The organism is Methylobacterium gossipiicola (genome assembly GCF_900113485.1).
Classification (GTDB): Bacteria; Pseudomonadota; Alphaproteobacteria; order Rhizobiales; family Beijerinckiaceae; genus Methylobacterium; species Methylobacterium gossipiicola.
Genome location: NZ_FOPM01000001.1, coordinates 139,576 through 164,916, shown reverse-complemented (window position 1 = coordinate 164,916; position 25,341 = coordinate 139,576). Strand labels below are relative to the sequence as shown.

Annotated in this window: 22 protein-coding genes; 10 read left to right on the top strand and 12 right to left on the bottom strand. The window is 69.2% G+C overall.

Features of this window, described 5'->3' with window-relative positions; genetic code table 11:
* Positions 1-159: 159 nt before the first annotated feature.
* From sucD to BM249_RS00710, 6 genes are all read right to left on the bottom strand, one after another.
* The gene (gene sucD / locus BM249_RS00735) at positions 160-1,053 is read right to left on the bottom strand and encodes a succinate--CoA ligase subunit alpha (RefSeq protein ID WP_091967843.1); all 894 of its coding nucleotides are present in this window, start codon (positions 1,051-1,053) and stop codon (positions 160-162) included.
* 18 nt (positions 1,054-1,071) lie between these two features.
* On the bottom strand, positions 1,072-2,250 hold the full coding sequence (locus BM249_RS00730; protein ID WP_091967840.1) for a malate--CoA ligase subunit beta: 1,179 nt from the start codon (positions 2,248-2,250) through the stop codon (positions 1,072-1,074).
* 248 nt (positions 2,251-2,498) lie between these two features.
* Positions 2,499-3,125 (bottom strand): methenyltetrahydrofolate cyclohydrolase, encoded by a 627-nt coding sequence (fchA, locus tag BM249_RS00725; protein WP_091967838.1) that lies wholly within the window; start codon positions 3,123-3,125, stop codon positions 2,499-2,501.
* A 3-nt stretch (positions 3,126-3,128) separates the two neighbouring features.
* The gene (locus tag BM249_RS00720; protein WP_091967835.1) at positions 3,129-3,989 is read right to left on the bottom strand and encodes an NADP-dependent methylenetetrahydromethanopterin/methylenetetrahydrofolate dehydrogenase; all 861 of its coding nucleotides are present in this window, start codon (positions 3,987-3,989) and stop codon (positions 3,129-3,131) included.
* 79 nt (positions 3,990-4,068) lie between these two features.
* A complete protein-coding gene (locus BM249_RS00715) occupies positions 4,069-5,007 on the bottom strand; it encodes a D-2-hydroxyacid dehydrogenase (protein WP_091967832.1) in 939 nt (312 codons plus the stop codon).
* A 122-nt stretch (positions 5,008-5,129) separates the two neighbouring features.
* Positions 5,130-6,338: an aminotransferase class V-fold PLP-dependent enzyme gene (locus BM249_RS00710; protein WP_091967826.1), complete on the bottom strand. Its 1,209-nt coding sequence runs from the start codon at positions 6,336-6,338 to the stop codon at positions 5,130-5,132.
* 679 nt (positions 6,339-7,017) lie between these two features.
* Between BM249_RS00710 and BM249_RS00705 the strand changes: the two genes are divergently transcribed.
* The 3 genes from BM249_RS00705 to BM249_RS00695 are packed head-to-tail and all read left to right on the top strand — an operon-like array spanning position 7,018 to position 9,622.
* Positions 7,018-7,842 (top strand): UDP-2,3-diacylglucosamine diphosphatase, encoded by an 825-nt coding sequence (locus BM249_RS00705; protein ID WP_091968284.1) that lies wholly within the window; start codon positions 7,018-7,020, stop codon positions 7,840-7,842.
* A 10-nt stretch (positions 7,843-7,852) separates the two neighbouring features.
* Entirely contained in the window at positions 7,853-8,950 is a 1,098-nt protein-coding gene (locus tag BM249_RS00700; protein WP_091967823.1) for a glycosyltransferase family 4 protein, read from the top strand.
* A gap of 57 nt (positions 8,951-9,007) precedes the next feature.
* A complete protein-coding gene (locus BM249_RS00695) occupies positions 9,008-9,622 on the top strand; it encodes a ribonuclease HII (RefSeq protein ID WP_091967820.1) in 615 nt (204 codons plus the stop codon).
* A 370-nt stretch (positions 9,623-9,992) separates the two neighbouring features.
* On the opposite strand, the gene BM249_RS00690 is transcribed toward BM249_RS00695, so the two are convergent.
* Positions 9,993-11,093, bottom strand: coding sequence for a PA0069 family radical SAM protein (locus BM249_RS00690; protein ID WP_091967817.1), 1,101 nt, complete (start codon positions 11,091-11,093; stop codon positions 9,993-9,995).
* A 163-nt stretch (positions 11,094-11,256) separates the two neighbouring features.
* Here BM249_RS00690 and BM249_RS00685 point away from each other — a divergent pair, with 163 nt between their 5' ends.
* A complete protein-coding gene (locus tag BM249_RS00685) occupies positions 11,257-11,778 on the top strand; it encodes a hypothetical protein (protein WP_091967814.1) in 522 nt (173 codons plus the stop codon).
* A gap of 42 nt (positions 11,779-11,820) precedes the next feature.
* On the opposite strand, the gene BM249_RS00680 is transcribed toward BM249_RS00685, so the two are convergent.
* Together BM249_RS00680 and ligA are read right to left on the bottom strand one after the other, a co-directional pair.
* Positions 11,821-12,660, bottom strand: coding sequence for a 3'-5' exonuclease (locus tag BM249_RS00680; RefSeq protein ID WP_091967811.1), 840 nt, complete (start codon positions 12,658-12,660; stop codon positions 11,821-11,823).
* Between the two features lie 36 nt (positions 12,661-12,696).
* Positions 12,697-15,159 (bottom strand): NAD-dependent DNA ligase LigA, encoded by a 2,463-nt coding sequence (gene ligA, locus BM249_RS00675; RefSeq protein WP_091967808.1) that lies wholly within the window; start codon positions 15,157-15,159, stop codon positions 12,697-12,699.
* A 195-nt stretch (positions 15,160-15,354) separates the two neighbouring features.
* Between ligA and BM249_RS00670 the strand changes: the two genes are divergently transcribed.
* From BM249_RS00670 to BM249_RS00660, 3 genes are all read left to right on the top strand, one after another.
* Positions 15,355-16,248, top strand: a complete 894-nt coding sequence (locus tag BM249_RS00670) for a protein-methionine-sulfoxide reductase heme-binding subunit MsrQ (RefSeq protein ID WP_091967805.1) — start codon at positions 15,355-15,357, stop codon at positions 16,246-16,248.
* 70 nt (positions 16,249-16,318) lie between these two features.
* Positions 16,319-16,633: a hypothetical protein gene (locus BM249_RS00665; protein ID WP_091967802.1), complete on the top strand. Its 315-nt coding sequence runs from the start codon at positions 16,319-16,321 to the stop codon at positions 16,631-16,633.
* A 91-nt stretch (positions 16,634-16,724) separates the two neighbouring features.
* Positions 16,725-17,738, top strand: coding sequence for an adenosine kinase (locus BM249_RS00660; RefSeq protein ID WP_091967798.1), 1,014 nt, complete (start codon positions 16,725-16,727; stop codon positions 17,736-17,738).
* Positions 17,739-17,869: 131 nt separating this feature from the next.
* Here the strand turns inward: BM249_RS00660 and BM249_RS00655 are convergent, their stop codons facing one another.
* From BM249_RS00655 to ubiG, 3 genes are all read right to left on the bottom strand, one after another.
* Complete coding sequence (locus BM249_RS00655; RefSeq protein ID WP_091967795.1) at positions 17,870-18,844, bottom strand: NADPH:quinone oxidoreductase family protein; 975 nt, start codon at positions 18,842-18,844, stop codon at positions 17,870-17,872.
* Positions 18,845-18,936: 92 nt separating this feature from the next.
* Positions 18,937-19,509 carry a YbhB/YbcL family Raf kinase inhibitor-like protein gene (locus BM249_RS00650; protein WP_091967792.1) on the bottom strand — a complete coding sequence of 191 codons (573 nt, stop codon included), beginning with the start codon at positions 19,507-19,509 and terminating at the stop codon, positions 18,937-18,939.
* Positions 19,510-19,556: 47 nt separating this feature from the next.
* Positions 19,557-20,300 (bottom strand): bifunctional 2-polyprenyl-6-hydroxyphenol methylase/3-demethylubiquinol 3-O-methyltransferase UbiG, encoded by a 744-nt coding sequence (ubiG, locus tag BM249_RS00645; RefSeq protein WP_091967789.1) that lies wholly within the window; start codon positions 20,298-20,300, stop codon positions 19,557-19,559.
* A gap of 237 nt (positions 20,301-20,537) precedes the next feature.
* Here ubiG and BM249_RS00640 point away from each other — a divergent pair, with 237 nt between their 5' ends.
* From BM249_RS00640 to prfA, 3 genes are all read left to right on the top strand, one after another.
* Positions 20,538-21,773 carry an aspartate kinase gene (locus BM249_RS00640; RefSeq protein ID WP_091967786.1) on the top strand — a complete coding sequence of 412 codons (1,236 nt, stop codon included), beginning with the start codon at positions 20,538-20,540 and terminating at the stop codon, positions 21,771-21,773.
* A 150-nt stretch (positions 21,774-21,923) separates the two neighbouring features.
* On the top strand, positions 21,924-24,185 hold the full coding sequence (ptsP, locus tag BM249_RS00635; RefSeq protein ID WP_091967783.1) for a phosphoenolpyruvate--protein phosphotransferase: 2,262 nt from the start codon (positions 21,924-21,926) through the stop codon (positions 24,183-24,185).
* Positions 24,186-24,252: 67 nt separating this feature from the next.
* Entirely contained in the window at positions 24,253-25,338 is a 1,086-nt protein-coding gene (prfA, locus tag BM249_RS00630; protein WP_091967780.1) for a peptide chain release factor 1, read from the top strand.
* Positions 25,339-25,341: the final 3 nt, after the last annotated feature.

Below are 25,341 nucleotides of genomic sequence, written 5' to 3'. Positions count from 1 at the left end.
CTGCGGGGACGATCAAGTGTCGGTTCGGGACCACACGGCCTACGCGCGATTGCCGCTCCTTCGGCAGCCATGGCCGTGCCGACCCGGGATCTCGCGGGACGCACCGGTGCCCCCAGGGAGGGGGAACCGGTGCGCGTCCGGCGGCAGGATCCGCGGAGGTTACGCCGCGAGCTTGCGCATCACGCTCGCCACCGTCGAGCCGAACTCGCCCGGGCTCGGAGCGACGGTGAGGCCGTAGGAGCGCATGATCTCGGCCTTCTCGGCGGCGGAATCGCCCGTGGCCGAGATGATGGCGCCGGCGTGACCCATGCGGCGGCCCTTCGGCGCGGTGAGACCGGCCACGAAGCCGATGACCGGCTTCGTCATGTTCTCCTTGATCCAGGCGGAGGCTTCGGCCTCCTGCGGGCCGCCGATCTCACCGATCATGAGCACGGCCTTGGTCTCGGGATCCTGCTCGAACAAAGCGAGATGGTCGAGGAAGGACGAGCCGTTGATGGGGTCGCCACCGATGCCCACCGAGGTGGTGATGCCGATACCCTGCTCCTTCATCTGCGCGGCGGCCTCGTACCCGAGGGTGCCGGAGCGCGAGATCACGCCGACATTGCCCTTGAGGTAGATGTGGCCGGGCATGATGCCGAGCATGGACTTGCCGGGCGAGATGATGCCGGCGCAGTTCGGGCCCACCACCATGGTGCGCTTGTCCTTGGGGTAGCGCCGCAGGTAGCGCTTCACCCGCATCATGTCCTGGGCCGGGATGCCGTCCGTGATGGAGCAGATGAGGGCGAGGCCCGCATCGGCGCCTTCCATGATGGCATCGGCGGCAAAGGGCGGGGCCACGAAGGTGATGGAGGTGGTGGCGCCCGTGGCCTCAACGGCCTCCTTGACGGTGTTGTAAACCGGCACGCCGAGATGGGTCTTGCCGCCCTTGCCGGGGGTGACGCCGCCGACGACGTTGGAGCCGTACTCCATCATCTCACGCGCGTGGAACGTGCCCTTGTCGCCCGTGATGCCCTGGACGATGATCGGGGTCTTCTCGTCGATCAGAATGCTCATCGCGGTTCCTCCCCGGTCTCAGTTGGCGTTCTTGGCGGCCGCACAGGCCTGGACGGCCTTGGCGGCGGCGTCGGACAGGCTGTCGGCGGTGATGAGGTCGAGACCACTCTCGGCGAGGATCTTTTGGCCGGCTTCGACGTTCGTGCCGGCGAGGCGGACGATGAGCGGCACGTCGATCTTCACCTCGCGCGCCGCCTGGATCACGCCCTGCGCGACCCAGTCGCAGCGGTTGATACCGGCGAAAATGTTGACGAGGATCGCCTTGACGTTGCGGTCCGACAGGACGAGGCGGAACGCCGTGGCAACCCGGTCCGGCGAGGCGCCGCCGCCGACATCGAGGAAGTTCGCCGGCTCGCCGCCCGCGTGCTTGATCATGTCCATGGTGGCCATGGCCAGACCGGCGCCGTTGACGATGCAGCCGATCTCACCCTCGAGGCCGATATACGAGAGATTGTGCTCGGCGGCCTGGGCCTCGCGCGGGTCGCCCTGCGAGGGATCGTGCATGTCGGCGATGTTGCGCCGGCGGAACATGGCGTTGTCGTCGAACGACATCTTGGCGTCGAGGGCCAGAACCCGGTCATCCTTGGTGACGACGAGGGGGTTGATCTCCAGCATGGTGCCGTCGCAATCGCGGAACGCCCGATAGGCGTTCATGATCGTCTTCACGGCGGCCGAGACCTGGCGAATGTTGAGGCCGAGCTGGAACGCGATCTCGCGCGCCTGGAACTGCTGCAGGCCCACCGCCGGCTCGACGACCACCTGAATCAGGGCCTCGGGCTCGTTGGCGGCGATCTCTTCGATATCCATGCCGCCGCGCTGGGAGGCGATGACGCGGACGCGCTCGGCCTTCCGGTCGAGGACGTAGCCGAGGTAGAGTTCACGCTCGAACGGATCGGCGGTCTCGATGTAGACGCGCTGCACCGGCTTGCCCTCGGGGCCGGTCTGCAGGGTCACGAGGCGCTTGCCGAGGAGGTCCTTCGCCGCGTCGCGGACCTCGTTGTAGGTCCGGCACAGCTTGATGCCGCCGGCCTTGCCGCGCGCACCCGCGTGGATCTGCGCCTTCACGGCCCAGAACGATCCGCCGAGTTCGGTCGCAGCGTAGACGGCCTGATCGGGGCTGAAGGCCACCGCGCCCTTGGGAACCGCCACGCCGAAGCCCGCGAGCAACTCCTTGGCCTGATACTCGTGAACGTCCATGTACGATCTCCTCGACGTTTCCTCGGAGCGGACCTTCTCGTAAATTTCACTTCGCGAAAAGGGCCTTGCGGTTTATATTTTTTTACATTCTCGTTGAGTCTGCCTTGAAGGCAGCTGGAATGCTTCTGAATCCTGATGAATCGTCCCGCTGATCTTGGCGTTGGGTGCGGTGCGTTCACGTAAAGCTGTGGATCATTCGATCCATTTGCTTGCGGTGCGGAAAGTCATCTTCCCGCACCGCAACGGCATCAGTTCACCTTGGCCTTCACGACCTCGTAGATCGACTCGTTGAGCGGGCCGGCGGTGCCGAGCAGGCCCTCGAGTTCGGAGAGGCGCGCCTCGGCGAAGGCGCGGTCGTCGAGGCCCTTGGCGTTGACGTAGACGTTGAGGGCCGCGCTGCGCAGGCCGGCATGGGCCGACAGCACCGCGACGCCCGCATCGGAGATCACGTTGAGGTTGCCCTTGTCGGCGACCGTCTGGGCCAGGTCTATGACCTTGCGGCAGGCGCGGCAGCATTCGAGGGGCACATCCGTGGCGACCTTGAGGGCCGCCTGAATCTTCTCGGCACGGACGGCCTTCTCTTCGTCCGTGGTCTTCGGCAGCCCGTAGGCGCCCATGACCGCGTCGAAGGCCGCGACGTCGTCGGCGATCATGCCGGTCAGCTCGGCGCGGAGCGCCTCGGACTGCCCGAGGATCTCCTTCAGCTCGGCCTCGACCTCGACATACTTCTTCTTGCCGATGGTGAGGTTGCACACCATGCTGAGGAGTGCGGCGCCCATGGCACCCGAAATCGCGGCGGCACCGCCGCCGCCGGGGGTCGGGGCCGAGCTCGCGAGCCCGTCGAGGAAGGCTTGGATGGTCTCGTTCGCCGCCATGGCTCAGGCCATCTTCTTGGCGAGGGCGTAGATCTCCTCGGCGTCCAGCACCTGCTCGGTGCTGTCGAAGAGCTGGCCGACGCAGGCGCGATGCAGCTTGAGCTTCAGACCGCCGATGCCGAGCGCCCCGAACACCTTCTTGCCGTGGCGCTCCTTGCCCTTATCCATGGCGTCGATGCCGCCGAAGCCGAGCGGCGGCTGGGCGTTGTAATCGGCCACGAACTCGATGCTGGCCTCGTCCTTCCAGTCGGCTTCGGACAGCAGCTCGATGCCGATGGCGCCGGCCGAGAACACGAGGTTCTGGCCCTTGACGATGGCGGCGCGCGATGCGGCGTCTGGGGTGGCGGCGGCCGAGATCTGCACGTTGAAGCGCTTGTTGATCTGGTCGGCGGCGGCCTGCGCCTTGTCGAGGGAGCGACCGCACAGGATCACGGTGGCGCCTTCCTGGGCGAGCAGGGCGGCGGAGCGCATGCCGACGGGGCCGGTGCCGGCGAGCACGACGGCCTTCTTGCCCTCCAGGGAACCGGCGGCCTTCTGCACCAGGGCGACGCCGGCGGCGGCGGTGGTGTTGGACCCGTTGGAATCCAGCATCACCGAGACGCGGAACGGGCCGAAGAAGCGCTTCTTCACCGCCTCGAACACGGCCTCACCGGCCGCCATGCTGCCGCCGCCGACGAAGATCGCCGTGGACTTCTTCTCGGAGCCGCCGCGGGTGTAGATCGTGCCGTCGACGAGCGCCCCGACGTTCTCCGGGGTCACGTTGCCGTAGCCGGTGATGTGATCGGCGCCGCCGTCATAGCCGACGACCACGTCGAACACGCTCGGCACGGAGTCGGTGTCGAATTGGAACAGCAGTTTTTTCATTGTTCTTGATCCCTGTTATGACCGCGCCGGAGCACGGCTGGCGTTTGGTATCGTCCCGATCGCGGCTCGCACGCGGGCGTTAGACCACGTTCTGCGGCTTGCCCGCCACGAAGGCCTCGACGTTGTCCACGAGCTGGTCGGCCAGGATCTGCATGGCTTCCTTGCTCGCCCAGGCGACGTGCGGCGTGACGATGAGGTTCGGCAGGTCGAGTTCGCACAGGATGTTGCCGTTCTTGGGCGGCTCGGTCACCACCACGTCGAAGCCCGCGCCCCCGATGGTGCCGTTCTGCAGCGCCTCGGCCAGGGCCTCCTCGTCCACGAGGCCGCCGCGCGCCGTGTTGATGAGAAGCGCGTGCTTCTTCATCTTCGCGAGCTGTTCGCGGCCGATCATGTTGCGGGTCTCGGGCGTCAGGGGCGCGTGGAGCGTGATGACGTCGGACTGCGTGAGGATGGTCTCGAAATCGACGAGCCCGTCCTGCGGGAACACGTCGTAGGCGATGACCTTCATGCCGAGGGCTTCCGCCCGCTTGGCGATGGACTTGCCGAGCGCGCCATAGCCGACGATGCCCAGCGTCGAGCCGGCGATGTCGTGGATCGGGTAATCGAAGTAGCAGAACTGGGTCGATTTCGCCCAGTCGCCCCGGCGCACGGAGTTGGCGTAGGGGACGATGGCCCGGCGCAGGGCGAAAATCAGGCCGATCACGTGCTCGGGCACGGTGTTGAAGGCGTAGTTGCGGATATTGACCACGGTGATGCCGAGGTCCTTGGCCGCCGCCTTGTCGACCACGTCGGTGCCCGTCGCAGCGACGGCGATGAGCTTGAGGTCGGGCAGCTGCTTCAGGGTGTCGGCGCGCATCGGCACCTTGTTGATCAGGGCGATCTCGGCACCCTTCAGGCGCTCGACGATCTCCTCGGGCGTCCAGGTCGACTCGTACTCGACGTACTCATGCGGAAAATTGAAGTCCCGAACCTTGGCGTCGAGGGATTCGCGATCGAGGAATACGATTTTCTTCGTCATGGAAGCCCTCAAGCTCGGTCCGGCCGAACCGCCGGCAGCACACGGTGGATCGATGGTGCCACCGGGACGACGGAGCGTCCCGGTGGCGTTCAGATCAGGCCCGGCGACCGGGCCTCGACGTCTCAGGCCTTGGCGAGGGGGTTCTCGCGCAGGTAGCTCGACGCGGCGGCGACGCCGGAACCGGGCGTCACCTTCACGCCGTGGTCGAGCATGGCCATCTCGGCGCCCGCGATGGCGCCCAGCAGCGACAGCTCGTTCATGTCGCCGACGTGACCGATGCGGAACACCTTACCGGCGAGCTTGTTCAGGCCGGCGCCCAGGGCGAGGTTGTAGCGAACGAAGGCGTGCTTGATGATCGCGGCGGCGTCGACGCCCTCCGGCACCACGATGGTGGTGACGGTGTCGGAGTTCCACTTGGCCTCCTTGGCGCAGGTCTTGAGACCCCAGGCCGCCACGGCCTGGCGGGTCGCTTCGCCGAGCACGTGATGGCGATGGAAGACGTTCTCAAGACCCTCCTCGTTGAGGCAGGCCAGGGCCTCGCGCAGGCCGTACAGCAGCGGCAGCGACGGGGTGTAGGGGAAGTAACCGCCGGGGTTCTGCTTCTGGTGGTCGGCCCAGTCGAAGTAGACGTGCGCGAGGCGGTCGTTCTTGCCGGCGGAGGCTTCGGCCGCCTTGAGGGCCTTGTCGCTGACGCAGATCACGCCAAGGCCGGCGGGCAGCATCAGGCCCTTCTGAGAGCCGGCGATGGCGCAATCCACGCCCCACTCGTCCATCTTGTAGGGAAGCGAGCCGACGGAGGACACGCCGTCGACGAAGAGCAGGGCCGGGTGGCCGGCGGCGTCGATGGCCTTGCGCACGGCGCCGATATCCGAGGTCACGCCCGTGGCGGTCTCGTTATGGACGACCATGACGGCCTTGATCTCGTGGTTCTTGTCGGCCCGCAGGGCTTCGCCGATCCGCTCGGGGTTGGCGCCCGTGCCCCACTCCTCGTCCTGCACGATCACGTCGAGGCCGAGGCGCTCGGCCATGTCGACCCACAGGAGGCTGAACTGGCCGAAGCGCGAGGTCAGCACCTTGTCGCCGCGGGCGAGGGTGTTGGAAAGAGCCGATTCCCAGATGCCCGTACCGGAGGACGGGAACAGGAAGATCGTGCCCTTGGTCGAGCCGAACACCGCCTTGGTGTCCTCGAACAGGGGCTTGGTCAGGGCGGGGAAGTCCACCGAACGATGGTCCTCGGACTGCACCACCATCGCGCGCATGACGCGATCGGGGATGTTCGTCGGGCCGGGCACGAAGAGGTGGTTACGACCAGGCCGTCTCGTTGCCGCCATGATATGTCTCCCATTCTATCAAGAACCGCGCGCGCATTCGAGCGACGCGATATCGGTGACGGAAACGCGGCCCCAGGGCCGCCCTTCCGGGTTGGATCGGTGACGAGAGCCCGGCCCGACGGGGCCGCTCTCTCGGGTGGGCAGGCTCCTACGCGCTCGCGGGTCGTCCGGATACCCGGCCCGCCCACTTGCCCTCAGGGATTCGCCCCACGGTCATCCGGCAGGGGCGCCCCACGACGGAGACCCCGGTCCCACGGGGGAACGAGGCGCCGTGCTGTCGATGGGCCGCAAGGCGTTCGAGCCCCTGGCCCCGACGACGGGGCACGCGGACCGCCGTAAAACGGGGCCGAAGGTCTCAAGCCCTTCCCGCCGGGGCGCGTTCGGGAAAACCGCGCTGCCCCGGGCCGTATAGGCGCATCCTGCCGTATGTCGCTGCCCTTGTTCACCTCACAGGGCTCCGGACGCGCGATCGTCTCGCGGTCCGGCGGGGCACCTTGGAAGGGACTATGCCTTCCTTCGCGCGGGAAGGAAAACCCGAAAAACTTCGCGAAACGTCAAATAATTTTATAGTTCATAAACGCATGCGATGCGGTGCCGCACGGGCGACCGCCCGGCGTCATCAAAGTGATACGGGAATCCGGTTTGGCTCGGCCCGATGCAGCACGGGGCGGAGACCACCATGGGTGACGATTCGGAGACAGCCATCCGCGTCCGGACCCTGTTCCTCTCGGACATGCACCTCGGAACCAAGGGGTGCCAGGCCGGGCTGCTGCTCGATTTCCTGCGCGATTACGACGCCGACGAGATCTACCTCGTGGGCGACATCGTCGATGGCTGGCAACTCAAATCCGGCTGGTACTGGCCCCAGAGCCACAACGACGTGGTTCAGAAGCTCCTGCGCAAGGTCCGCAAGGGCTCGAACCTCGTCTACGTGCCGGGCAACCACGACGAATTCCTGCGTGATTACATCGGGATGACCTTCGGGGGCATCGAGGTGGCGGACCAGCGCCTGCACGTGGCGGCGGACGGCAAGCGCTACCTCGTGATCCACGGCGACCAGTTCGACATGGTGGTGCGCCATGCCCGCTGGCTCGCCTATCTCGGCGACGGGGCCTACACGGCGGCCCTGTTCGTGAACACCCACCTCAACACCCTGCGCCGCCGCCTCGGCCTCGCTTATTGGTCGCTTTCGGCCTGGGCCAAGCTGCGGGTGAAGAACGCCGTGAACTTCATCGGCAAGTTCGAGGAATTGTTGAGCGCCGAGGCCAAGCGCGTCGGTGCCGACGGGGTGATCTGCGGCCACATCCACCACGCGGCCAACCGCACCATCGGGGGCCTGACCTACCTGAACACCGGCGACTGGGTGGAATCCTGCACCGCCATCGTCGAGCATTACGACGGCACCATGGAGGTGCTGCACTATCCCAGCATCCTGCGGGCGCGGGCCGCCCGCGAGTCCGTGCCGGCCGAACCGCGGCCCGACGGCGCCAGGGCGGTGGCGTGAGGACGGGCGCGTGAGGCTCCTCATCGCCACGGACGCCTGGGCTCCGCAAGTCAACGGCGTCGTGCGCTCCCTCGAACACATGGCGGCGGCGAGCGGGGCGCTCGGCATCGAGACGGTGTTCCTCACCCACCAGGATTTCGTTTCGGTGCCCCTGCCTGGCTACCCCGAGATCCGTCTCTCTTATGCCACGCGCAGCGCCGTCGCCCGGCGGTGGGAGACCTTGCGGCCCACACACGTCCATATCGCCACGGAGGGGACCGTGGGGTACGCCACACGGCGCCACTGCCTCGCGATCGGGCGACCGTTCACCACGAGCTACCACACCCGCTTTCCCGAATACCTCGCCGCCCGGGCGCCCGTGCCGCAATCCTGGAGCTACGCCTGGCTCCGGCGTTTCCACGGAACGGCGAGCGGCACCATGGTGAGCACGCCCTCCCTCGAACGGGAACTCGCGGAGCGCGGTTTTACCAACCTCATGCGTTGGACGCGGGGGGTCGACACAGATTTGTTTCGGCCCGATGCCACCGGGGCGGATGCCCTCGCGGGCTTGCCCCGGCCGATCTCACTGTTCGTCGGGCGCCTCGCCGTGGAGAAGAACATCGCGGCCTTTCTCAGCCTCGACCTCCCCGGCTCCAAGGTTGTGGTGGGCGACGGGCCGGACAGGGCGCGCCTCGCCGCCCTCGCCCCGGAGGCGCATTTCCTCGGCACCCGCACGGGCGCGGCCCTGGCGGCGATCTATGCCGCCGCCGACGTCTTCGTGTTCCCGAGCCTGACGGACACGTTCGGCATCGTGCTGCTGGAAGCCCTCGCCTGCGGCCTGCCGGTGGCGGCCTATCCCGTGACCGGGCCCCTCGATGTCATCGGCGGCACCGATGCCGGCGTGCTCGACACGGACCTGCGCCGGGCGGTTCTCGCGGCCCTGGCGATTCCGCGCGAACGCTGCCGAGCCGAGGCCCTGCGCTACACCTGGGCCGAGAGCGCGCGCCAGTTCTTCGGCAACATCGCCCAGGCGCATGATCGGCAGAGCGCGGCGTTGCCCCAGGCCTCGACCCTGGACCCGCGAAGGGCACGCCCTTCGAACCCCGGATTTCTCCAGAACGGCGGATGACTTCGGCGGGACGGGCTGGCAGGGTCCGGCCCCGTTGTGACACCGCGTTCCCCCGCCATGCCTCCGTTCGATCCGACCCTTGCGACAGACTACCCGGCCGTCATCGGCTGCGACGAGGTCGGGCGCGGCGCCCTGTGCGGCCCCGTGGTGGTGGCGGCGGTGTGGTTCGATCCATGCGCCTTTCCCGGCGAGATCCTGGCCGCCCTCGACGATTCGAAGAAGCTCAAACGGGTCGAGCGCGAGCGCCTGACGCCCCTCATCCGCGCCCATGCCCGGGTCGCCCTGGCGGCGGGATCACGGGCGCTGGTCGATCGCATCAACGTGCGCGCCGCCACCCTCGACGCCATGGCGCGCGCCGTCCGGGGACTGGGCCTCGACACCCCGGTGCTGGTGGATGGCCGCGACCCGATTCCGGGCTTTCCCCAGTGCCGAGCGGTGGTGGGTGGCGACCGGCTGGTGCCGCAGATCGCCGCCGCCTCCATCGTCGCCAAGACCGTGCGGGACCGGGCGATGCGTGCCCTCGCTCAGCGCCACCCCGCCTATGGCTGGGACAGCAATGTCGGCTACGGCACCAAGGTGCACCTCGCGGGGCTGGCGGATCTGGGGCGTTCCGCCCACCACCGCGTCAGCTTCACCCGCGCCTATCGATCCAGCGGTGCGCTGGAGCCTTGAACATCCCCTCGCGGCCCAAGTCTCGACCCAGTCGATCTCGTCTCAACTGCTTCAGGCGGCCACTGCGGGCGTGAGCTACCTCTCCTGAAACGAGAGGGACGGAACAAGGACCCCAATCGTCGTTCCGGCTCGCGATCAGCGCCCCCTCAGAGCGACCGACCGCTCAAAATCTTGCACCCCTTCCATTTCGGTTCCCGGGTTCCGCGGCTCTGCCCCGGGATGGCATTCCGAGGGCTGTCCGACCAAAGCCGAAATCCCAGATGTCATCGCCCTGCCCTTCAGGAAGGGAGCCCGTCGCGTTTCACCGATCCGTGGCGATCGACCGGAAACAAGATGTGGAGGACGCCCGCATGACCGTGGCGGCGGACGTTCAGAACAACGACAACTGGTCCGTCGGACGGGCAAAGAGATCCGTTCGCAGCCGTAGCCGTTCTTCCGGATAGCCGAGGCGGCTGCGGGCGAGGCGCATGCGCTGCACGATGAGGTCGGCGTAAGGCCCGGCTCCGACCATGCGGCGGCCGTATTCCGCATCGTGGGCCCGGCCGCCCCGCGCCTGACGCACCAGGGACATCACGTGGGCGCGCCGCCCGGGATAATGTTCGGCGAACCAATCGTCCACGAGGGCGTCGAGTTCGTGCGGCAGGCGCAGGAGCACGTGGCTCGCCTCCCGGGCGCCGCGTGCCCGCGCTTCGCCCAGGATCGCCTCGATCTCGTGATCGTTGAGCGACGGGATCACCGGGGCGGCGATGACCATGACGGGGATGCCGGCCTCACTCAGGCGTTCGATGGCCTCCAGGCGTTTGGCCGGATGCGGTGCACGGGGTTCCAGGCGGCGGGCGAGGCCGGGATCGAGGGTGGTGACCGACACGGCGACCTTCACGAGATTGTCACGGGCCAGATCCGCGAGGAGGTCGAGGTCGCGCACCACGAGGTTCGATTTCGTGACGATCCCCACGGGATGCCGGAACCGCGCAAGGACTTCGAGGATACCCCGGGTGAGGCGGTGTTCGCGCTCGATGGGCTGGTACGGGTCGGTCGCGGTGCCGAGCGCGATGGTGGCCGGGCGGTAGCCGGGGGCCGACAATTCGGCCGTCAGGAGTTTCACCGCATCCGGCTTGTGAAACAGCCTCGTCTCGAAATCGAGGCCCGGCGACAGACCGACATAGGCGTGGTTCGGCCGGGCGAAGCAGTAGACGCAGCCGTGCTCGCAGCCGCGATAGGGATTGACCGAGCGGTCGAACGAGATGTCGGGCGAGGTGTTGCGGGTGATGAGGGTGCGGGCGCGCTCGGCCGTCACCACCGTGCGCAGGCGCGCCGGCGTGTCAGCCGCCCATCCGTCATCGAAGCTCTCTCGCCGTATCGCCTCGAACCGCCCATCCGGATTGGCCGTCGCCCCCCGGCCGCGCCGGGCCTCCGCAGGCCGGGAGGTGGCCGCAAGACGGCGGATGCCGTCTCCCTCCGCGTGTCCCATGTCGCCCCCATCGATTCATCTTTTGGAACATATCATGAACAAACTCAAACGATCCTGCCCATAATCCAAGCATCGGCAATTTTACCCGTGGCGGATCGGCTCTGAGTCCGAAACCGCACGACGAGACGGCTTCAGTCGCAGCGAAAATACGTTATGCGCGGGCATGATTTCCGCTCTCATTCATGTGGCGCGGCCGGCCGATCCCGATGCCATCGACCCACTCGCCGACACCCTCGGCGCCCTCGTGGCCGGGGTCGCCGCCGGGCTCGTGGGCGACGCGGTGATCGTGGCGCCGAGCCACGTCGCCGCCATCCATACCGTCGCGGAGGCGACGGGCGCCAAGCTCGTCCTGCGCCAGCACGGGGCATCGCCGTGGTCGGCGGGGGCGAAGGCGGCGCGGCGCGATTGGATCCTGTGCCTGGACGCCGGCGATATCCCGGCCGAGGGCTGGATCCGCATCCTCGACCGCTTCATCGGCACCGCACGACCCGACATGGCCCTGGCCCGCCTGCGCCGGCCCCATGCCGGTCTACCGACACGCCTCGTCGCCCGCAGCGAAGGCGTCATCGGTGTGGGCGCCCCGCGCGCGGGCGACCTCGTGCGCCGTGAACGCCTGCTCGCCGGCCCACGCTTCGGAAATCGCCTGAAGCCGCGTTCCCTCGGCGCCCGCCTCGAACGGTCCTGAGCGTCGGCGGCTCCGCCGTAGGATCTTCGTCGGTCTCCCGGATCACGCCCCCGCGACCATCCGCAGGCGCAGGCGTTCGACGTCGTCGTGGTTCCCGGACAGGAGATCCGTGATGTCGCCGTCGAGCAGGGCCGCGACGTGGCGGCAGCGCGTTCCGTAACGCCCGGCCATGCAGGTGCAGCGCAGGCGCAGACCCGTCGCCCGGTCTTCCAGAACAACGTCGTAGCGGTCGCCGCGCCGGCCCTTGACGGCGAAGCGCAAGGACGCCGATTCGGCGCGGGGGCGATCCGCGAAGGCACGCGGCCGCGGCGCCCGGTCCGGCCCTTCCGGTACGACGGTGACCGGCAACCGGATGGCACGGGACAATCCGAGAATATCGGGCGCCCCGGTCTGCCGCATGGCCGCGAGGGCGATCTCGGCGCAGGCATAGGCGTCCTCGCCGGCATCGTGGTGTTCGAAGCGGATGCCGAGACGGGCCGCGACCTTACCGAGGCCGCAGCCCTCTTCGGCCGGAAACACCCGGCGGGCGATCTGCAGGGTGCAGAGGTACGAGAAGGCCGGCGGGCGCAGGCCGTGCGCCTGCAGCGACGCCCGCAATACCCCCATGTCGAAGCCGGCATTGTGGGCGAGCACGAGACCGCCCGCGAGGTCGGGCAGGAACTCGGCCATCACCTCCGGGAACAGCGGCTGGGTGCGCACATCCGCCGGCACGATCCCGTGGACGCGGATGTTGCCCGGTGAGAATCGCAACTCCGGCGGCCGGATCAAGCGCGATTCGCGCCGCACCACCGCCCCGTCCGCGATCCAGGCGAGGCCGACGGCGCAGGCGGAGTCACGCCGCTCGTTGGCCGTCTCGAAGTCGAGGGCGATGATATTCGGCATGGGGCCAGGAATCCTTAACCCGCACGCCCCGCCGCCTCAAGCACTGGCCACGAGGGCCAGCCACGCCTCCTCGCTCACCACCTCGACGCCGTGCTTCTCGGCGTCCTTGAGCTTCGATCCGGCCCCAGGCCCCGCCACCACGAGGTCGGTCTTGGCCGAGACCGAGCCCGACACCTTGGCCCCGAGGCGCTCGGCCGTGGCCTTCGCTTCCGAGCGGGTCATGCGTTCGAGGGAGCCGGTGAAGACGATCGTCTTGCCGGCAAAAGCCGTCGCCGCCACGGGCGTCGCCATGGGCTCGGTGGAAACGTGCGCGAGGAGAGCGCGCACCGCCGCGTCGTTGTGCGGCTCGGCGAAGAAGGCGATGAGCGAATCCGTCGCCACCGGGCCGATCTCGCCATCGTCGGCGAAGTGACGATAGGCGTCGCCGGGGCGCTGCGCCGCCGCCCGTTCGATTCCGGCGGCGGCGGCGTCCGGATCGCCGTAATGGGCGAGCAGGCTCACCCGCTGCGGCGCCGTGAGGCGGATGCGGCCCGGCGCCTGGGACGACTCCGGCGCGGCCTCGCCCTCCTCCGCCTCGAAGGCGTCGCGGGGGTAGCCGACTTCCAGCAGGCGGTCGCGGGTGGTCGGGCCGATGCGCGGAACGGCGGAGAGTTCGAGCCAGTCCGGCCCGGCCTGGGCGGCGGACGCCGCAGCGACGCCCTCCATCAGGGCCTCCATATCGGGAAAGCGCTTCGCCAGGGCCTTGGCAGTCGATTCGCCGATCTCGGGAATCCCGAGGGCGAACAGGAAGCGGTTGAGCGGCAGGCTGCGGCGGTCCTCGACGGCAGCTAGCAGGTTGTGGATCGCCTTGTCCTCCTCCTCGCCCTTCTTCTTCGTCGGCTTCTTCGGCGGGGGCACGCCCTCGGCCCGGCGCTCGGCCGACAGGGCTTCGCGGCGGGCGACGATGGCGGCCTTCAACTCCGCGAAATCGAGGCGGAACAGGTCGGCGGGCTGGCGCACGAGACCCGCCTCGAACAGCACCTCGATATAGGTCTGGCCGAACCCTTCGAGATCGAAGCCGTTGCGCGAGACGAAATGCTTCAGACGCTCCACCCCTTGAGCCGGGCAGACGAGACCGCCGGTGCAGCGGCGCACGGCGTCGGGCTTGCCCGTGCGCGGGTTGATCTCACGGATCGCCCGGCTGCCACAGGCGGGACAGGTCTCGGGAAACACGAAGGGTTTGGATTCCGCCGGGCGCTTGTCCAGCACCACATCCATGACCTTCGGGATCACGTCGCCGGCCCGCTGCACCACCACGGTGTCGCCGATGCGGATGTCCCGCCCGTCCCGGATCGGCTCGCCGTCGCCGCCGACCCCCTGGACGTAGCCCTCGTTGTGGAGCGTCGCGTTCGACACCACGACACCACCGACCGTCACGGGCCGGAGCTTGGCGAGGGGATTGAGCGACCCCGTGCGGCCGACATTGATCTCGATGTCTTCCACCACCGTGAGGGCCTTCTGGGCGGCGAACTTATGGGCCAGCGCCCAGCGCGGCGAGCGCGAAACGAAGCCCAGCCGCCGCTGCAGCGCGAGGTCGTCGACCTTGTAGACGACGCCGTCGATGTCGTAGCCGAGGTTGGCCCGGTCGGCCTCGATGCGCCGGTAATGCGCGAGCATGTCCGCCGCTCGCGCGCAGCGGACGGTGAGCGGGTTGACGGGCAGGCCCCAGCGCCGGAACGCGTCCATCATCCCGTGCTGGGTCGGCGCCGGCTGGGCCGACATCTCGCCCCAGGCATAGGCGAAGAACTTCAACGGCCGCGAACGGGTGATCTCGGGATCGAGTTGCCGCAGCGACCCGGCCGCGGCGTTGCGGGGATTGGCGAACAGGGCCTTGCCGGCGGCCTCCTGGCGCTGGTTGATGGCGGCGAAATCCGCGTGCGAGAGGTACACCTCGCCCCGCACCTCGCAGATCTCCGGCACGTCGTCGCCGAGAAGCCTCTCGGGAATGTCGTCCACCGTGGCGGCATTGCGGGTCACGTCCTCGCCGGTCTCGCCGTCGCCCCGCGTCGCGGCGGTGACGAGGCGCCCGCCCTCGTAGCGCAGGGACAGGGACAGGCCGTCGATCTTCGGCTCGGCGGTGAAGGCCAGGGTCTCGTCCTCGGGCCAATTCAGGAACCGGCGCACCCGGGCGACGAATTCCTCGACCTCCTCGTCCGCGAAGGCGTTGCCGAGCGACAGCATCGGCACGGCGTGCCGCACCTTGGCGAATTTCTCGGACGGCTTCGCCCCGACGGACGCGCTCGCCGCACCCGTACCGGCCAAATCCGGGAACTTCGACTCAATGGTTTCGAGGCGCCGACGCAAGGCGTCATACGTGGCATCCGTGATCTCGGGCGCGTCGAGTTCATGATAGAGCCGGTCGGCTTCGGCAATCTTCTCGGAGAGGGCAGCGTGCTCGCGCCGGGCGCCTTCGGCGTCGAGGTCCTCAAGGGAGGCGGGGGACGGCTTCGATGCGGGCATGGGGAAACGCTACGCCTGTAACGGAATTTCGCCCCCCGCCATACAGCACGCCGCCGGCCGCCGCATCGTCCCCGAGGTTTCGCATCGACATCGCTGTCGTGTGCGACCACACGTCGCCCAGCGTAACTTCCGGGGCCTCTGCCACGTAGATACGCCCGAACGGTCTCGAGCCGTTTGCCGCGTTCGGACCCCGCCATGCCCGCCCTCCCCGCCGTCTCCGCGCCCTGGCGCGACCGCGCCGGCCGCCTCTCCGGCCTCAAGCTCGCGACCTTCCTGGCCGCCCTCGCGCCGGGCCTGTGGCTCGCGGCCGCCTACGCGGCGGATGCGCTGGGCGCCAAGCCGATCACGGAGCTGCTGCACGGCACCGGCGAATGGGCCGTGCGCTTCCTGCTGCTGTCGCTGGCCGTCACACCCCTGCGGCGCATCGCGAACTGGCCGAAACTCATTCTGGTGCGGCGGATGCTCGGGCTCACGGCCCTGGCCTATGCGCTGATCCACCTCGGGCTCTACGTGGTCGATCAGAATTTCGTGCTGACCAAGGTGGTCTCCGAGATCGTGAGCCGGATCTACCTCACCATCGGGTTCGTCGCCCTGTTGGGCCTCGTCGTGCTCGGCGTGACCTCGACGGACGGGATGATCCGGCGCTTGGGCAAGGCATGGCCGCGCCTGCACAAGGCCGTCTACCTCCTTACGGTGCTGGGCCTCGTCCATTACTTCCTGCAAGCCAAGATCGACGTGTCCGATCCGGTGTTCTGGACCGGTGCGTTCCTGCTCCTCATGGGTTGGCGCGCCCTCCAGGCCCGGCGCTGGCCGAGCAATCCGCTGACCCTAAGTCTGCTGGCCGTCGGCGTCGCCCTGGCGACGGCCGGTCTGGAAGCGGCGTGGTACGGTCTCGCCTCCGGTATTCCGGCCGAGCGAGTACTCCAAGCCAATCTCGCGTTTCCGACGATGATCCGCCCGGCCTGGTGGGTCCTCGCCCTCGGGCTCACGCTCCCCGCCCTGAACGCCGCCCGCCTCGCCTGGGACCGCCTCGGCCGGGGCAGCGGACCGTCGCGGGGCCGGACCCGCGATGCGGTGGCAGCCAACTGACCCCAGCTTGCGGCGTCGCGCCCGCTCCCGCATGAGGGAGCGCCGACTGAGCCGACGAGGGGACGCGACGATGAGAACGATCCTGGCCGCGGGCGCAGCGCTCCTGCTCACCCTCGGAGCGGCCGAAGCCGAGTGCCCCCGCGCCGAACCACCGCCGGCCAAGGCACGTCCGGACAAGCCGGCCTTTCCGGCCAAGCCCCCCTGCCTCGACGCCAAGGGCGGCTGTCCCGGTTGGGAAGCCTACAGCTACAACGACGCCATCAAGGCCTACAACGCCCAGATCGCCGTCTACCGTCCCCTGGCGGAAGCCTACGTGAAGGCCCTGAATGCCTACGTGAAGGCGGCGTCGGACTACGCGCAATGCGAGGTGAAGGCGCTGCAGTAGCGCGCCGGGGCGTTCCTGCGTCGCTTGACCCCCGGCAGGGGCGATGCCACAGCCCGGCCGATCCCTTCCCCCGGCCAGACTGGACGGTTTGATGCCCGACTCCCTCGACCTCCTCGTCCTCGGCAATGCCATCGTCGACCTCATCGCCCGCGCGGACGAGGATTTCCTCGCCGCGCAAGGGGTGCCGAAGGGCACCATGCAGCTCATCGACGAGGCGCGGGCGGAAGCCCTCTACGACGCCATGGGGCCGGCCACCGTGGTGTCGGGCGGCTCGGGCGCCAACACGGCGGTCGGCGCCGCGCTTCTGGGCGCCAAGACCGGCTTCATCGGCAAGGTCCGGAACGACGAACTCGGCGGCCTCTACGCCCACGATCTCAAGGCCACGGGCGTGCACTTCCCCGTGGCGGCGGCGACGGACGGCCCGGCCACGGCCCGCTGCTTCATCCTGGTGACGCCCGACGGCGAGCGCACCATGAACACCTATCTGGGCGCCTGCCAGAATCTCTCGCCGGCCGATGTCGATGAGGCGACGGTCCGCAGCGCCCGTGTGACCTACCTCGAAGGCTACCTCTGGGACCCGCCGGCCGCCAAGGACGCGTTCCGCAAGGCCGTGCAGATCGCGCATGCAGCCGGCAACGCCGTGGCCCTCACCCTCTCGGACGCCTTCTGCGTCGGCCGCTACCGCGACGAGTTCCTGGGCCTGATCCGGGACGGCAGCGTCGACATCCTGTTCGCCAATATCGGCGAATTGCAGAGCCTCTACGAAACCGACGACGCGGAGGTCGCCCTCAAGGCCCTGCGCGACGAGCGCGACGCCCGCGGCAAGCACCTCCTCGGCCTCGTGACCCGCTCGGCCGACGGCGCCCTGGTGGTCAAGGGCGGCGAGATCCGCGCCGTCGAAGCCTCGCCCGTGCGCGAAGTCGTCGACACGACGGGCGCGGGCGACCTGTTCGCGGCGGGCTTCCTCGCCGGCCATGCCCGGGGCCTCGACAACGCCGCCAGCGCCCGCCTCGGCGCCCTCGCGGCGGCCGAGGTGATCCAACACATCGGCGCCCGGCCGCAGCACGACCTCGTGGCCCTGGCGAAGGCGCAGGGGCTGCTCTGAAGCAACCCGACACGGGAGCCCGGGATACCGAAGGGATCATCCCTTCGGCGGGTGTCTGGCAGAGCCCGACGTCCTTTCCAGGGCTCCGCCCTGGACCCGCGAAGGGCATAGCTCTTCGAACCCGGCCGCGCTCACAGCCGCAGCAGCACCTTCCCCACGGCCTCGCGGCGCTTGAGGATGCCGAGCGCCTCGGCGTAGTCCTCCAAGGGATAGACCCCGTGGACCTTCGCGGTGAGGCGCCCTTCCGCCACCCAGGCGAGAAGCTGACGCTGGTTTTCCGCGTGGGCCTCCGGCTCGCGGTCGACGAAGACGCCCCAGTGCACGCCCTGGATATCGATGCCCTTGAGCAGGGCGAGGTTAAGGGGAATGCGCGGGATGTCGCCGGCGGCGAAGCCAATCACGAGGTAGCGGCCCTTCCAGCCGAGGGACCGCAGGGCCGGCTCGGCGTAGTCGCCCCCGAGGGGATCGTAGATCACGTCGATCCCTTGGCCCTCCGTCAGAGTGCGCAGGGCCTCGCGCAGGTTGTCGGCGGCGTAATCCACCGCCTCCGTCGCCCCGTGCGCGCAAGCGACCGCGAGCTTTTCCGGCGACGAGGCGCAGGCGATGACCCGCGCGCCGAGGATCGCTCCGAGTTCCACCGCCGCGAGGCCGACGCCGCCGGAGGCTCCAAGCACCGCCAGGGTCTCGCCTGGCTGTAACTTCGCCCGGTCGCGCAGGGCGTGGAGCGAGGTACCGTACGTGATGGTGAGGCCGGCGGCCTGCTCGTCGGAGACGCCCTCGGGAATCCGGGTGAGGTGGCGCGTTGCCACGGCGATGCGGGCGCGGGCGGTGCCGAATTTCTGGTGGACGATGACCCGGTCCCCGAGCGCCAAGCCCTCCGCGCCGGGGCCGAGGGCTTCGATGACACCGCTGGCCTCGCCGCCCGGCGAGAACGGCAGCTCCGGCTTCACCTGATACCGCCCGGCGATGATGAGGGTATCGAAGAAGTTGAGCGCCGCCAGGGTGATCCGCACCACGGCCTCGCCCGGTCCCGCCACGGGTTCGGCGATCTCCGCGATGGCGAGGTCCTCGGGGCCACCGAGGCGGGTGCATAGCAGGGCCTTCATGGAAACGCGTTCTCCCCGATCGTCGTCGATTTCCCGCGCCTTGCACCGGACCGGGCCTCCGGCGCAACACTGAAGGTCGGCCGAGACGGTCCTCACGTCCGCGCGTAGGTGCCCGTCAAGCTGCCCTTGGCGAGCACGTGACCGCGCATGGCCTCGATCACCGCGCTCCGGCCCGGAGAGGCATCCAGGGCGAGGGGCGCGTCGAGGGCGTAGATCTGGAACAGGTAGTTGTGCGGCCCGTGCCCCGTGGGCGGATCGGGGGGCAGCCACTGGTCCTGCAGGAAGCTGTTCCGGCCGAGATCCTGTGCCTGATGCGCGCCGCCTGGGCTCGGCAGCGCCCCCTCGGCGAGGCCCCCGGCCTCCGGCATGAGGTTCCAGGCGATGAGGTGCACGAGGGGCCGGGGCGTCGGGCTGCCCGCATCCTCCACGAGGATCACGACGCGGGCGGTGCCGGCCGGCAGATTGTCCCAGGCGAGCGGCGGCGACGTGCGCTCGCCATCCTGGGTGAATCGGGCGGGCATCGGGGTGCCGTCCGCGAAGGCCGGGCTCGTCAGCCGCACCGTCTCGGGAACATCGGCGAAGTCGGCGTGATAGGTGGTCGAAGCGAGACCGGCCTTCAGGCCCGATAGGGCCTCGCCGACGGCATGGGGAATCTTCTCGAGCATCAGGGACCTCCGGATTGACCCGGTCAACGGCGGCCGGGGGCCGGAGTTCAGTCCCGCCGAGCCGCGATCATGTAGTTCACCGCCGTGTCGCGGCTCGCCCGCCACGACCCGTCGAGGGGGTTGAACACCACGCCGGTCGTATCGGTGACGGAGAGCCCGGCGGCCTCGACGTCCGCCACGAATTCGCGCGGCTTCACGAACTTGTCCCAATCGTGGGTGCCCTTGGGCAGCCAGCCGAGCACGTACTCGGCGCCCACGATGGCCAGCGCGTAGGAGCGCAGGGTCCGGTTCAAGGTCGCGGCGAACAGGAGCCCGCCGGGCTTCACCGCCGCGCAGGCGGTGGCGACGAAGGCCGTCCGGTCGACCACGTGCTCCACCACCTCCATGGCGAGCACGATGTCGAAGCGTTCTCCTCCGGCCACCACGTCCTCGATGGTCCGCGCCCGGTAATCGACGCCGACCCCGGCGGCGTCCGCATGGGCCCGCGCCACCGCCACATTGGTGGGGGCCGGATCGAGGCCGGTGACGCGCGCGCCGAGCCGCGCCAGGGGCTCGGACAGGACGCCGCCACCGCAGCCGACATCGACGATGGTGAGGTCGCTCAAGGGAAACGGCGCCCTGGGGTCGCGGTCGAAATGCCCGCAGGCGGCGTCGCGGATATAGGCGAGCCGCACGGGATTGAAGCGATGCAGCACCGCCATGGGGCCGGCCGGGTCCCACCACGTCGCCGCGATGGCCTCGAAGCGGGCGACCTCGTCGCGGTCGATGGAGGCAGAATGGGGTCCGGTCATCGGGTCCGTCGGGCTCGGGCGCAAGGGCCAAGGCAGGGGCGAAGGATGTGGGCGCATCGCGGCGCGAAAACAGTCCCGGCAAACGGTCACGGGGCGGGGCGCCCCGATTGTTGACAGGTCCGGGCGGCCCTTGTACCCGCCGAAGCCCTATCCGGTACAGCCGCGCGGCGACGCGGGCGGTCTTCAGGCTCGCTCGATCCCGGTTTCCCTTTCCACAAGAATCGACGTGGACGCTGCATGGCCCGTTTGGTGATGAAGTTCGGCGGTACGTCCGTCGCCAATGTCGAGCGCATCCGCAACGTCGCGGCCCACGTCGCCCGCGAGGTCGCGGCCGGCTACGAGGTCGCCGTCGTGGTCTCGGCCATGTCGGGCAAGACCAACGAGCTCGTGGCCTGGGTGAAGGATGCCGCTCCCCTGTACGACGAGGCCGAATACGACGCCGTCGTGGCATCGGGCGAACTCGTCACCGCCGGGCTGCTCGCCATCGCGTTGCGCAAGGCCGGTATCCCCGCCCGCTCGTGGCAGGGCTGGCAGATCCCGATCCTCACCTCCGACGCCCACGGCTCGGCCCGCATTGAGGGCATCGACGGCGCCCGCTTGGACGCCGGCTTCAAGCGCGGCGAGGTCGCGGTCATCGCCGGGTTCCAGGGCATTCACGACGCCACCGGCCGGGTCACGACCCTCGGACGCGGCGGGTCCGACACCAGCGCGGTGGCCGTCGCGGCCGCCATCGGGGCGGAGCGCTGCGACATCTATACGGACGTGGACGGCGTCTACACCACCGATCCGCGCGTGGTCCCGAAGGCCCGGCGCATGGAGCGCGTGACCTTCGAGGAGATGCTCGAGATGGCGTCGCTCGGCGCCAAGGTGCTCCAGGTCCGCTCCGTCGAACTCGCCATGGTGCACCGGGTGCCGACCACGGTGCGCTCGAGCTTCGACCCGCCCGACAATGCCCGCCCCGGAACCCTCATCTGCGACGAGGACGAGACCATGGAACAGCAGATCATCACCGGGATCGCCTTCTCGAAGGATGAGGCGCAGATCACCCTGCGTGGGGTCAAGGACAGCCCCGGCATCGCGGCGGCGATCTTCGGCCCCCTGGCGGATGCCAATATCAACGTCGACATGATCATCCAGACCGTGTCGGGCGACCAGTCGAAGACGGACATGACCTTCACGGTCCCGTCGGCCGATTACGACCGCGCCCGCCAGATCCTGAAATCCCAGGACGGCGCCATCGAGTTCGCCCAGATCGAGGGCGCGACCGACGTGGTGAAGGTCTCGGCCATCGGCGTCGGCATGCGCAGCCACGCGGGCGTCGCCGCCAAGGCGTTTCGGGCGCTAGCCGAAAAGGGAATCAACATTCGGGCGATCACGACCTCCGAGATCAAGTTCTCGGTTCTCATCGACGCGGCCTATACGGAGCTTGCCGTGCGTACGCTCCACTCGCTATACGGCCTCGACCAGGCCTGAGCGCCGCTCTCGAAACGCCGCCGCACCGGGGTCCCCGCGGGACACCGGGAGCACGCGCCGGGTCGGGGTGGGGCTTCGAAGACGCGCCCTTGCCACGCGCACGATTCTTGCGCGGCCTTTCGTGCAAGCCGAAGCCGGATCGAGGAGACCATGCCCGCTGCGCCTGGAGGACCGCGCCTTCTGTTGCGCCGTCTCCGCGAAGCGATGGCGGAGCCGGTCAGCCCACAGGCGCGCCTCGACCGGATCGTCACCCTCATCGCCGCCAACGTCATCGCGGAGGTTTGCTCGGTCTATGTGCTGAGCAACGACAACATCCTCGAATTGTTCGCGACCGAGGGCCTGAACCGCGAGGCGGTCCACCTCACCCGGATGCGCTCCGACGAGGGCCTCGTCGGTCTCATCGCGCAGACGGCCGAACCCCTGTCGCTCTCCGACGCCCAGTCCCACCCGGCCTTCTCGTATCGCCCGGAGACGGGCGAGGAGGCGTACCACGCCTTCCTGGGCGTGCCGTTGCTGCGCGCCGGCAATACGCTCGGCGTGCTCGTCGTGCAGAACAAGACCTACCGGGTCTATTCCGAGGAGGAGATCGAGGCGCTCCAGACCACCGCCATGGTGCTGTCGGAGATGATCGCCTCGGGCGAGCTGCAGGCGCTCGCCCCCGGAAGCGGCCCGGCGACGCGGCGCGCTGTCAGCCAGCGCGGCGTGGCGCTCGCCGACGGCATCGGCCTCGGGCACGTGGTGCTGCACGAGCCGCGCATCGTCATCAAGCAGCTCATCGCCGAGAACGTCGACCGCGAGGTGGAGCGCCTGGAGCTCGCCATCGGCGAGGTCCGCTCGGCCATCGACGACCTCGTGGAGCGCGGTGACAGCATCGGCACGGGCGAATCGCGCGAGGTCCTCGAGACCGTGCGGATGTTCGCCCACGACAAGGGCTGGCTGCGCCGGATGCGCGAGGCCGTGCAATCGGGTCTGACCGCCGAGGCCGCCGTCGAGCGCGTCCAGTCGGACAACCGCGCCCGGATGATGCGCCAGAGCGACCCCTATCTGCGCGACCGTCTGCACGACCTCGACGACCTCGCCAACCGGCTCCTGCGCACCCTCATCGGCCACGAGGGCAACGGCGAGCGGGTGCTGCCCGAGAACGCGATCCTCGTCGCCCGCTCCATGGGGCCGGCCGCCCTCCTCGACTACGACCGCGCGAAGCTGCGGGGCGTCGTGCTGGAGGAAGGCGGGCCGACGAGCCACATCGCCATCGTGGCCCGGGCGCTCGGCATCCCGGCGGTGGGCGAGATCGCCAACGCCACGGCGCTCTGCGACGCGGGCGACGCCATCATCGTCGACGGCGCCACCGGCGAGATCCAGGTCCGCCCCGGGCCGGAGATCGAGGCGGCCTACGGCGAAATGGTCCGCGTCCGCGCCAAGCGCCAGGAGCAGTATCGGGCGCTGCGCGACCAGCCGGCCGTGACCCGGGACGGGGTCGCCATCGGCCTTCAGCTCAATGCCGGCCTGCTCATCGACCTCGCCCACCTCGCCGAGACGGGGGCCGAGGGCGTGGGCCTGTTCCGCACCGAGCTTCAGTTCATGGTCGCCCAGCGGATGCCGTCGGCCGCCGAACAGCAGACGCTCTACGAGGCGGTGTTCGCCGCGACGGGCGACCTGCCCGTGACGGTCCGGACCCTCGACATCGGCGGCGACAAGATCCTGCCGTACATGCCGGCGCTGGAAGAAGAGAACCCGGCGCTCGGCTGGCGTGCCATCCGGATCGGCCTCGACCGCCCGGCCTTGCTGCGGGTGCAGTTGCGCGCCCTGCTCAAGGCCGCCGGCGGGCGCCCCCTCAAGATCATGTTCCCCATGGTGGCGACGGTGGACGAGTTCACCCGCGCCAAGGCCATCGTGGAACGCGAGATGGCGCATCTGCGTAGGCACGGCCATCCCCTGCCGAGTGTCTGCCGCCTCGGCGTGATGGTGGAGGTGCCCTCCCTGCTGTTCCAGATCGACGAGATCGCCCGGGCCGCCGACTTCCTGTCGGTGGGCTCCAACGATCTCATGCAGTTCCTGTTCGCCGTCGATCGCGAGAACCGCCGAGTGGCGGGGCGCTTCGACACCCTGAGCGTACCGGCCCTGCGGGCCTTCCGGCTCATCGCCGAGCGGGCGGCGGCGGCCGGCTGCCCGGCCACCGTCTGCGGCGAGATCGGCGGCAAGCCTCTGGAGGCCATGGCCCTCATCGGCCTCGGCTTCCGCCACCTCTCCATGTCGCCCGCCGCCATCGGCCCGGTGAAGGCCATGGTGCTCAACCTCGACGCGAGCGCCGTGGCAGACCTCATCGAGACCGAGATGGCGCGGGCCGGCGACGGCGAGAGCCTGCGGCCGGCGCTCAGCGCCTTCGCCAAGGCGCACGGCGTTCCCATCTAGCGGGCTTCACGCTCCCTGGACCGACCCGCCGCCACCCCAATCCACAGTTGAGAGTACCCCACGGGCGATGACCCCCATTCCTTCCGAGCGCCTCGACGCCATCCTGACGCGTTACGACATCGTGACCGCGACCCTGAGCGCCGGCTCGGCCGATTCCGAGACGTTCGTCCAGCTCTCGCGCGAACTGTCCGAGCTGGAAGGCGTCGTGGCGGCGATCCATGCTTACCGGGCGGCGGCCTCGAACCTCGCCGATATTCAGGCGCTGATCGACGAGCCGGGGGGGGATTCCGAGATGCGGAGCCTCGCGGCCGCCGAGAAGCCCGAGGCCGAGGACGGGCTGGAGGCGGCGCACCGCGCCCTGCAACTCATCCTGCTGCCGAAGGATTCGGCGGACGAGAAATCCGCGATTCTCGAAATCCGCGCCGGGACTGGCGGCGACGAGGCGGCCCTGTTCGCCGGCGACCTATTCCGGATGTACGCCAAATACGCCGACGCCAAGGGCTGGCGGGTGGAGGTGATCTCCGAGAGCGAGGGCACCGTGGGCGGCTACCGCGAAGTCATCGCCGAGGTGAAGGGCAAGGGCGTGTTCGCCCGCCTGAAGTTCGAGAGCGGCGCCCACCGGGTGCAGCGCGTGCCCGACACCGAAACGCAGGGGCGCATCCACACCTCTGCCGCCACCGTGGCGGTGCTGCCCGAGGCCGAGGAGGTGGACATCGTCGTCAACGATGCCGACCTCAAGATCGACACCATGCGGTCGCAGGGCGCGGGCGGACAGCACGTCAATAAGACGGAATCGGCGATCCGCATCACCCACCTGCCCTCCGGTATCGTGATCTTCGTCCAGGAGGAGCGCTCGCAGCACAAGAACCGCGCGCGGGCCATGTCGCTCCTTAGGGCGAAGCTCTACGACGCCGAGCGCACGGCCAAGGATGCGGCCCGGGCCGCCGATCGCAAGTCGCAGGTGGGCTCGGGCGACCGCTCGGAGCGCATCCGCACCTACAATTTCCCGCAGGCGCGGGTGACGGACCACCGCATCAACCTCACGCTCTACAAATTGGAAGAAGTGCTGGCCGGCGAGGCCCTGGACGAACTCGTCGATGCCCTGGTGACGGAGCATCAGGCCGAACTCCTCGCCGCCGAGGGCATGGCCTGACCG

What these genes read in the sequence shown, in the direction of transcription:
- sucD (WP_091967843.1), bottom strand. Translation starts at nt 1,053, where the DNA reads ATGAGCATTCTGATCGACGAGAAGACCCCGATCATCGTCCAGGGCATC.
- BM249_RS00730 (WP_091967840.1), bottom strand. Translation starts at nt 2,250, where the DNA reads ATGGACGTTCACGAGTATCAGGCCAAGGAGTTGCTCGCGGGCTTCGGC.
- fchA (WP_091967838.1), bottom strand. Translation starts at nt 3,125, where the DNA reads ATGGCGGCGAACGAGACCATCCAAGCCTTCCTCGACGGGCTCGCGAGC.
- BM249_RS00720 (WP_091967835.1), bottom strand. Translation starts at nt 3,989, where the DNA reads ATGAAAAAACTGCTGTTCCAATTCGACACCGACTCCGTGCCGAGCGTG.
- BM249_RS00715 (WP_091967832.1), bottom strand. Translation starts at nt 5,007, where the DNA reads ATGACGAAGAAAATCGTATTCCTCGATCGCGAATCCCTCGACGCCAAG.
- BM249_RS00710 (WP_091967826.1), bottom strand. Translation starts at nt 6,338, where the DNA reads ATGGCGGCAACGAGACGGCCTGGTCGTAACCACCTCTTCGTGCCCGGC.
- BM249_RS00705 (WP_091968284.1), top strand. Translation starts at nt 7,018, where the DNA reads ATGGGTGACGATTCGGAGACAGCCATCCGCGTCCGGACCCTGTTCCTC.
- BM249_RS00695 (WP_091967820.1), top strand. Translation starts at nt 9,008, where the DNA reads ATGCCTCCGTTCGATCCGACCCTTGCGACAGACTACCCGGCCGTCATC.
- BM249_RS00690 (WP_091967817.1), bottom strand. Translation starts at nt 11,093, where the DNA reads ATGGGACACGCGGAGGGAGACGGCATCCGCCGTCTTGCGGCCACCTCC.
- BM249_RS00685 (WP_091967814.1), top strand. Translation starts at nt 11,257, where the DNA reads ATGATTTCCGCTCTCATTCATGTGGCGCGGCCGGCCGATCCCGATGCC.
- BM249_RS00680 (WP_091967811.1), bottom strand. Translation starts at nt 12,660, where the DNA reads ATGCCGAATATCATCGCCCTCGACTTCGAGACGGCCAACGAGCGGCGT.
- ligA (WP_091967808.1), bottom strand. Translation starts at nt 15,159, where the DNA reads ATGCCCGCATCGAAGCCGTCCCCCGCCTCCCTTGAGGACCTCGACGCC.
- BM249_RS00670 (WP_091967805.1), top strand. Translation starts at nt 15,355, where the DNA reads ATGCCCGCCCTCCCCGCCGTCTCCGCGCCCTGGCGCGACCGCGCCGGC.
- BM249_RS00665 (WP_091967802.1), top strand. Translation starts at nt 16,319, where the DNA reads ATGAGAACGATCCTGGCCGCGGGCGCAGCGCTCCTGCTCACCCTCGGA.
- BM249_RS00660 (WP_091967798.1), top strand. Translation starts at nt 16,725, where the DNA reads ATGCCCGACTCCCTCGACCTCCTCGTCCTCGGCAATGCCATCGTCGAC.
- BM249_RS00655 (WP_091967795.1), bottom strand. Translation starts at nt 18,844, where the DNA reads ATGAAGGCCCTGCTATGCACCCGCCTCGGTGGCCCCGAGGACCTCGCC.
- BM249_RS00650 (WP_091967792.1), bottom strand. Translation starts at nt 19,509, where the DNA reads ATGCTCGAGAAGATTCCCCATGCCGTCGGCGAGGCCCTATCGGGCCTG.
- ubiG (WP_091967789.1), bottom strand. Translation starts at nt 20,300, where the DNA reads ATGACCGGACCCCATTCTGCCTCCATCGACCGCGACGAGGTCGCCCGC.
- BM249_RS00640 (WP_091967786.1), top strand. Translation starts at nt 20,538, where the DNA reads ATGGCCCGTTTGGTGATGAAGTTCGGCGGTACGTCCGTCGCCAATGTC.
- ptsP (WP_091967783.1), top strand. Translation starts at nt 21,924, where the DNA reads ATGCCCGCTGCGCCTGGAGGACCGCGCCTTCTGTTGCGCCGTCTCCGC.
- prfA (WP_091967780.1), top strand. Translation starts at nt 24,253, where the DNA reads ATGACCCCCATTCCTTCCGAGCGCCTCGACGCCATCCTGACGCGTTAC.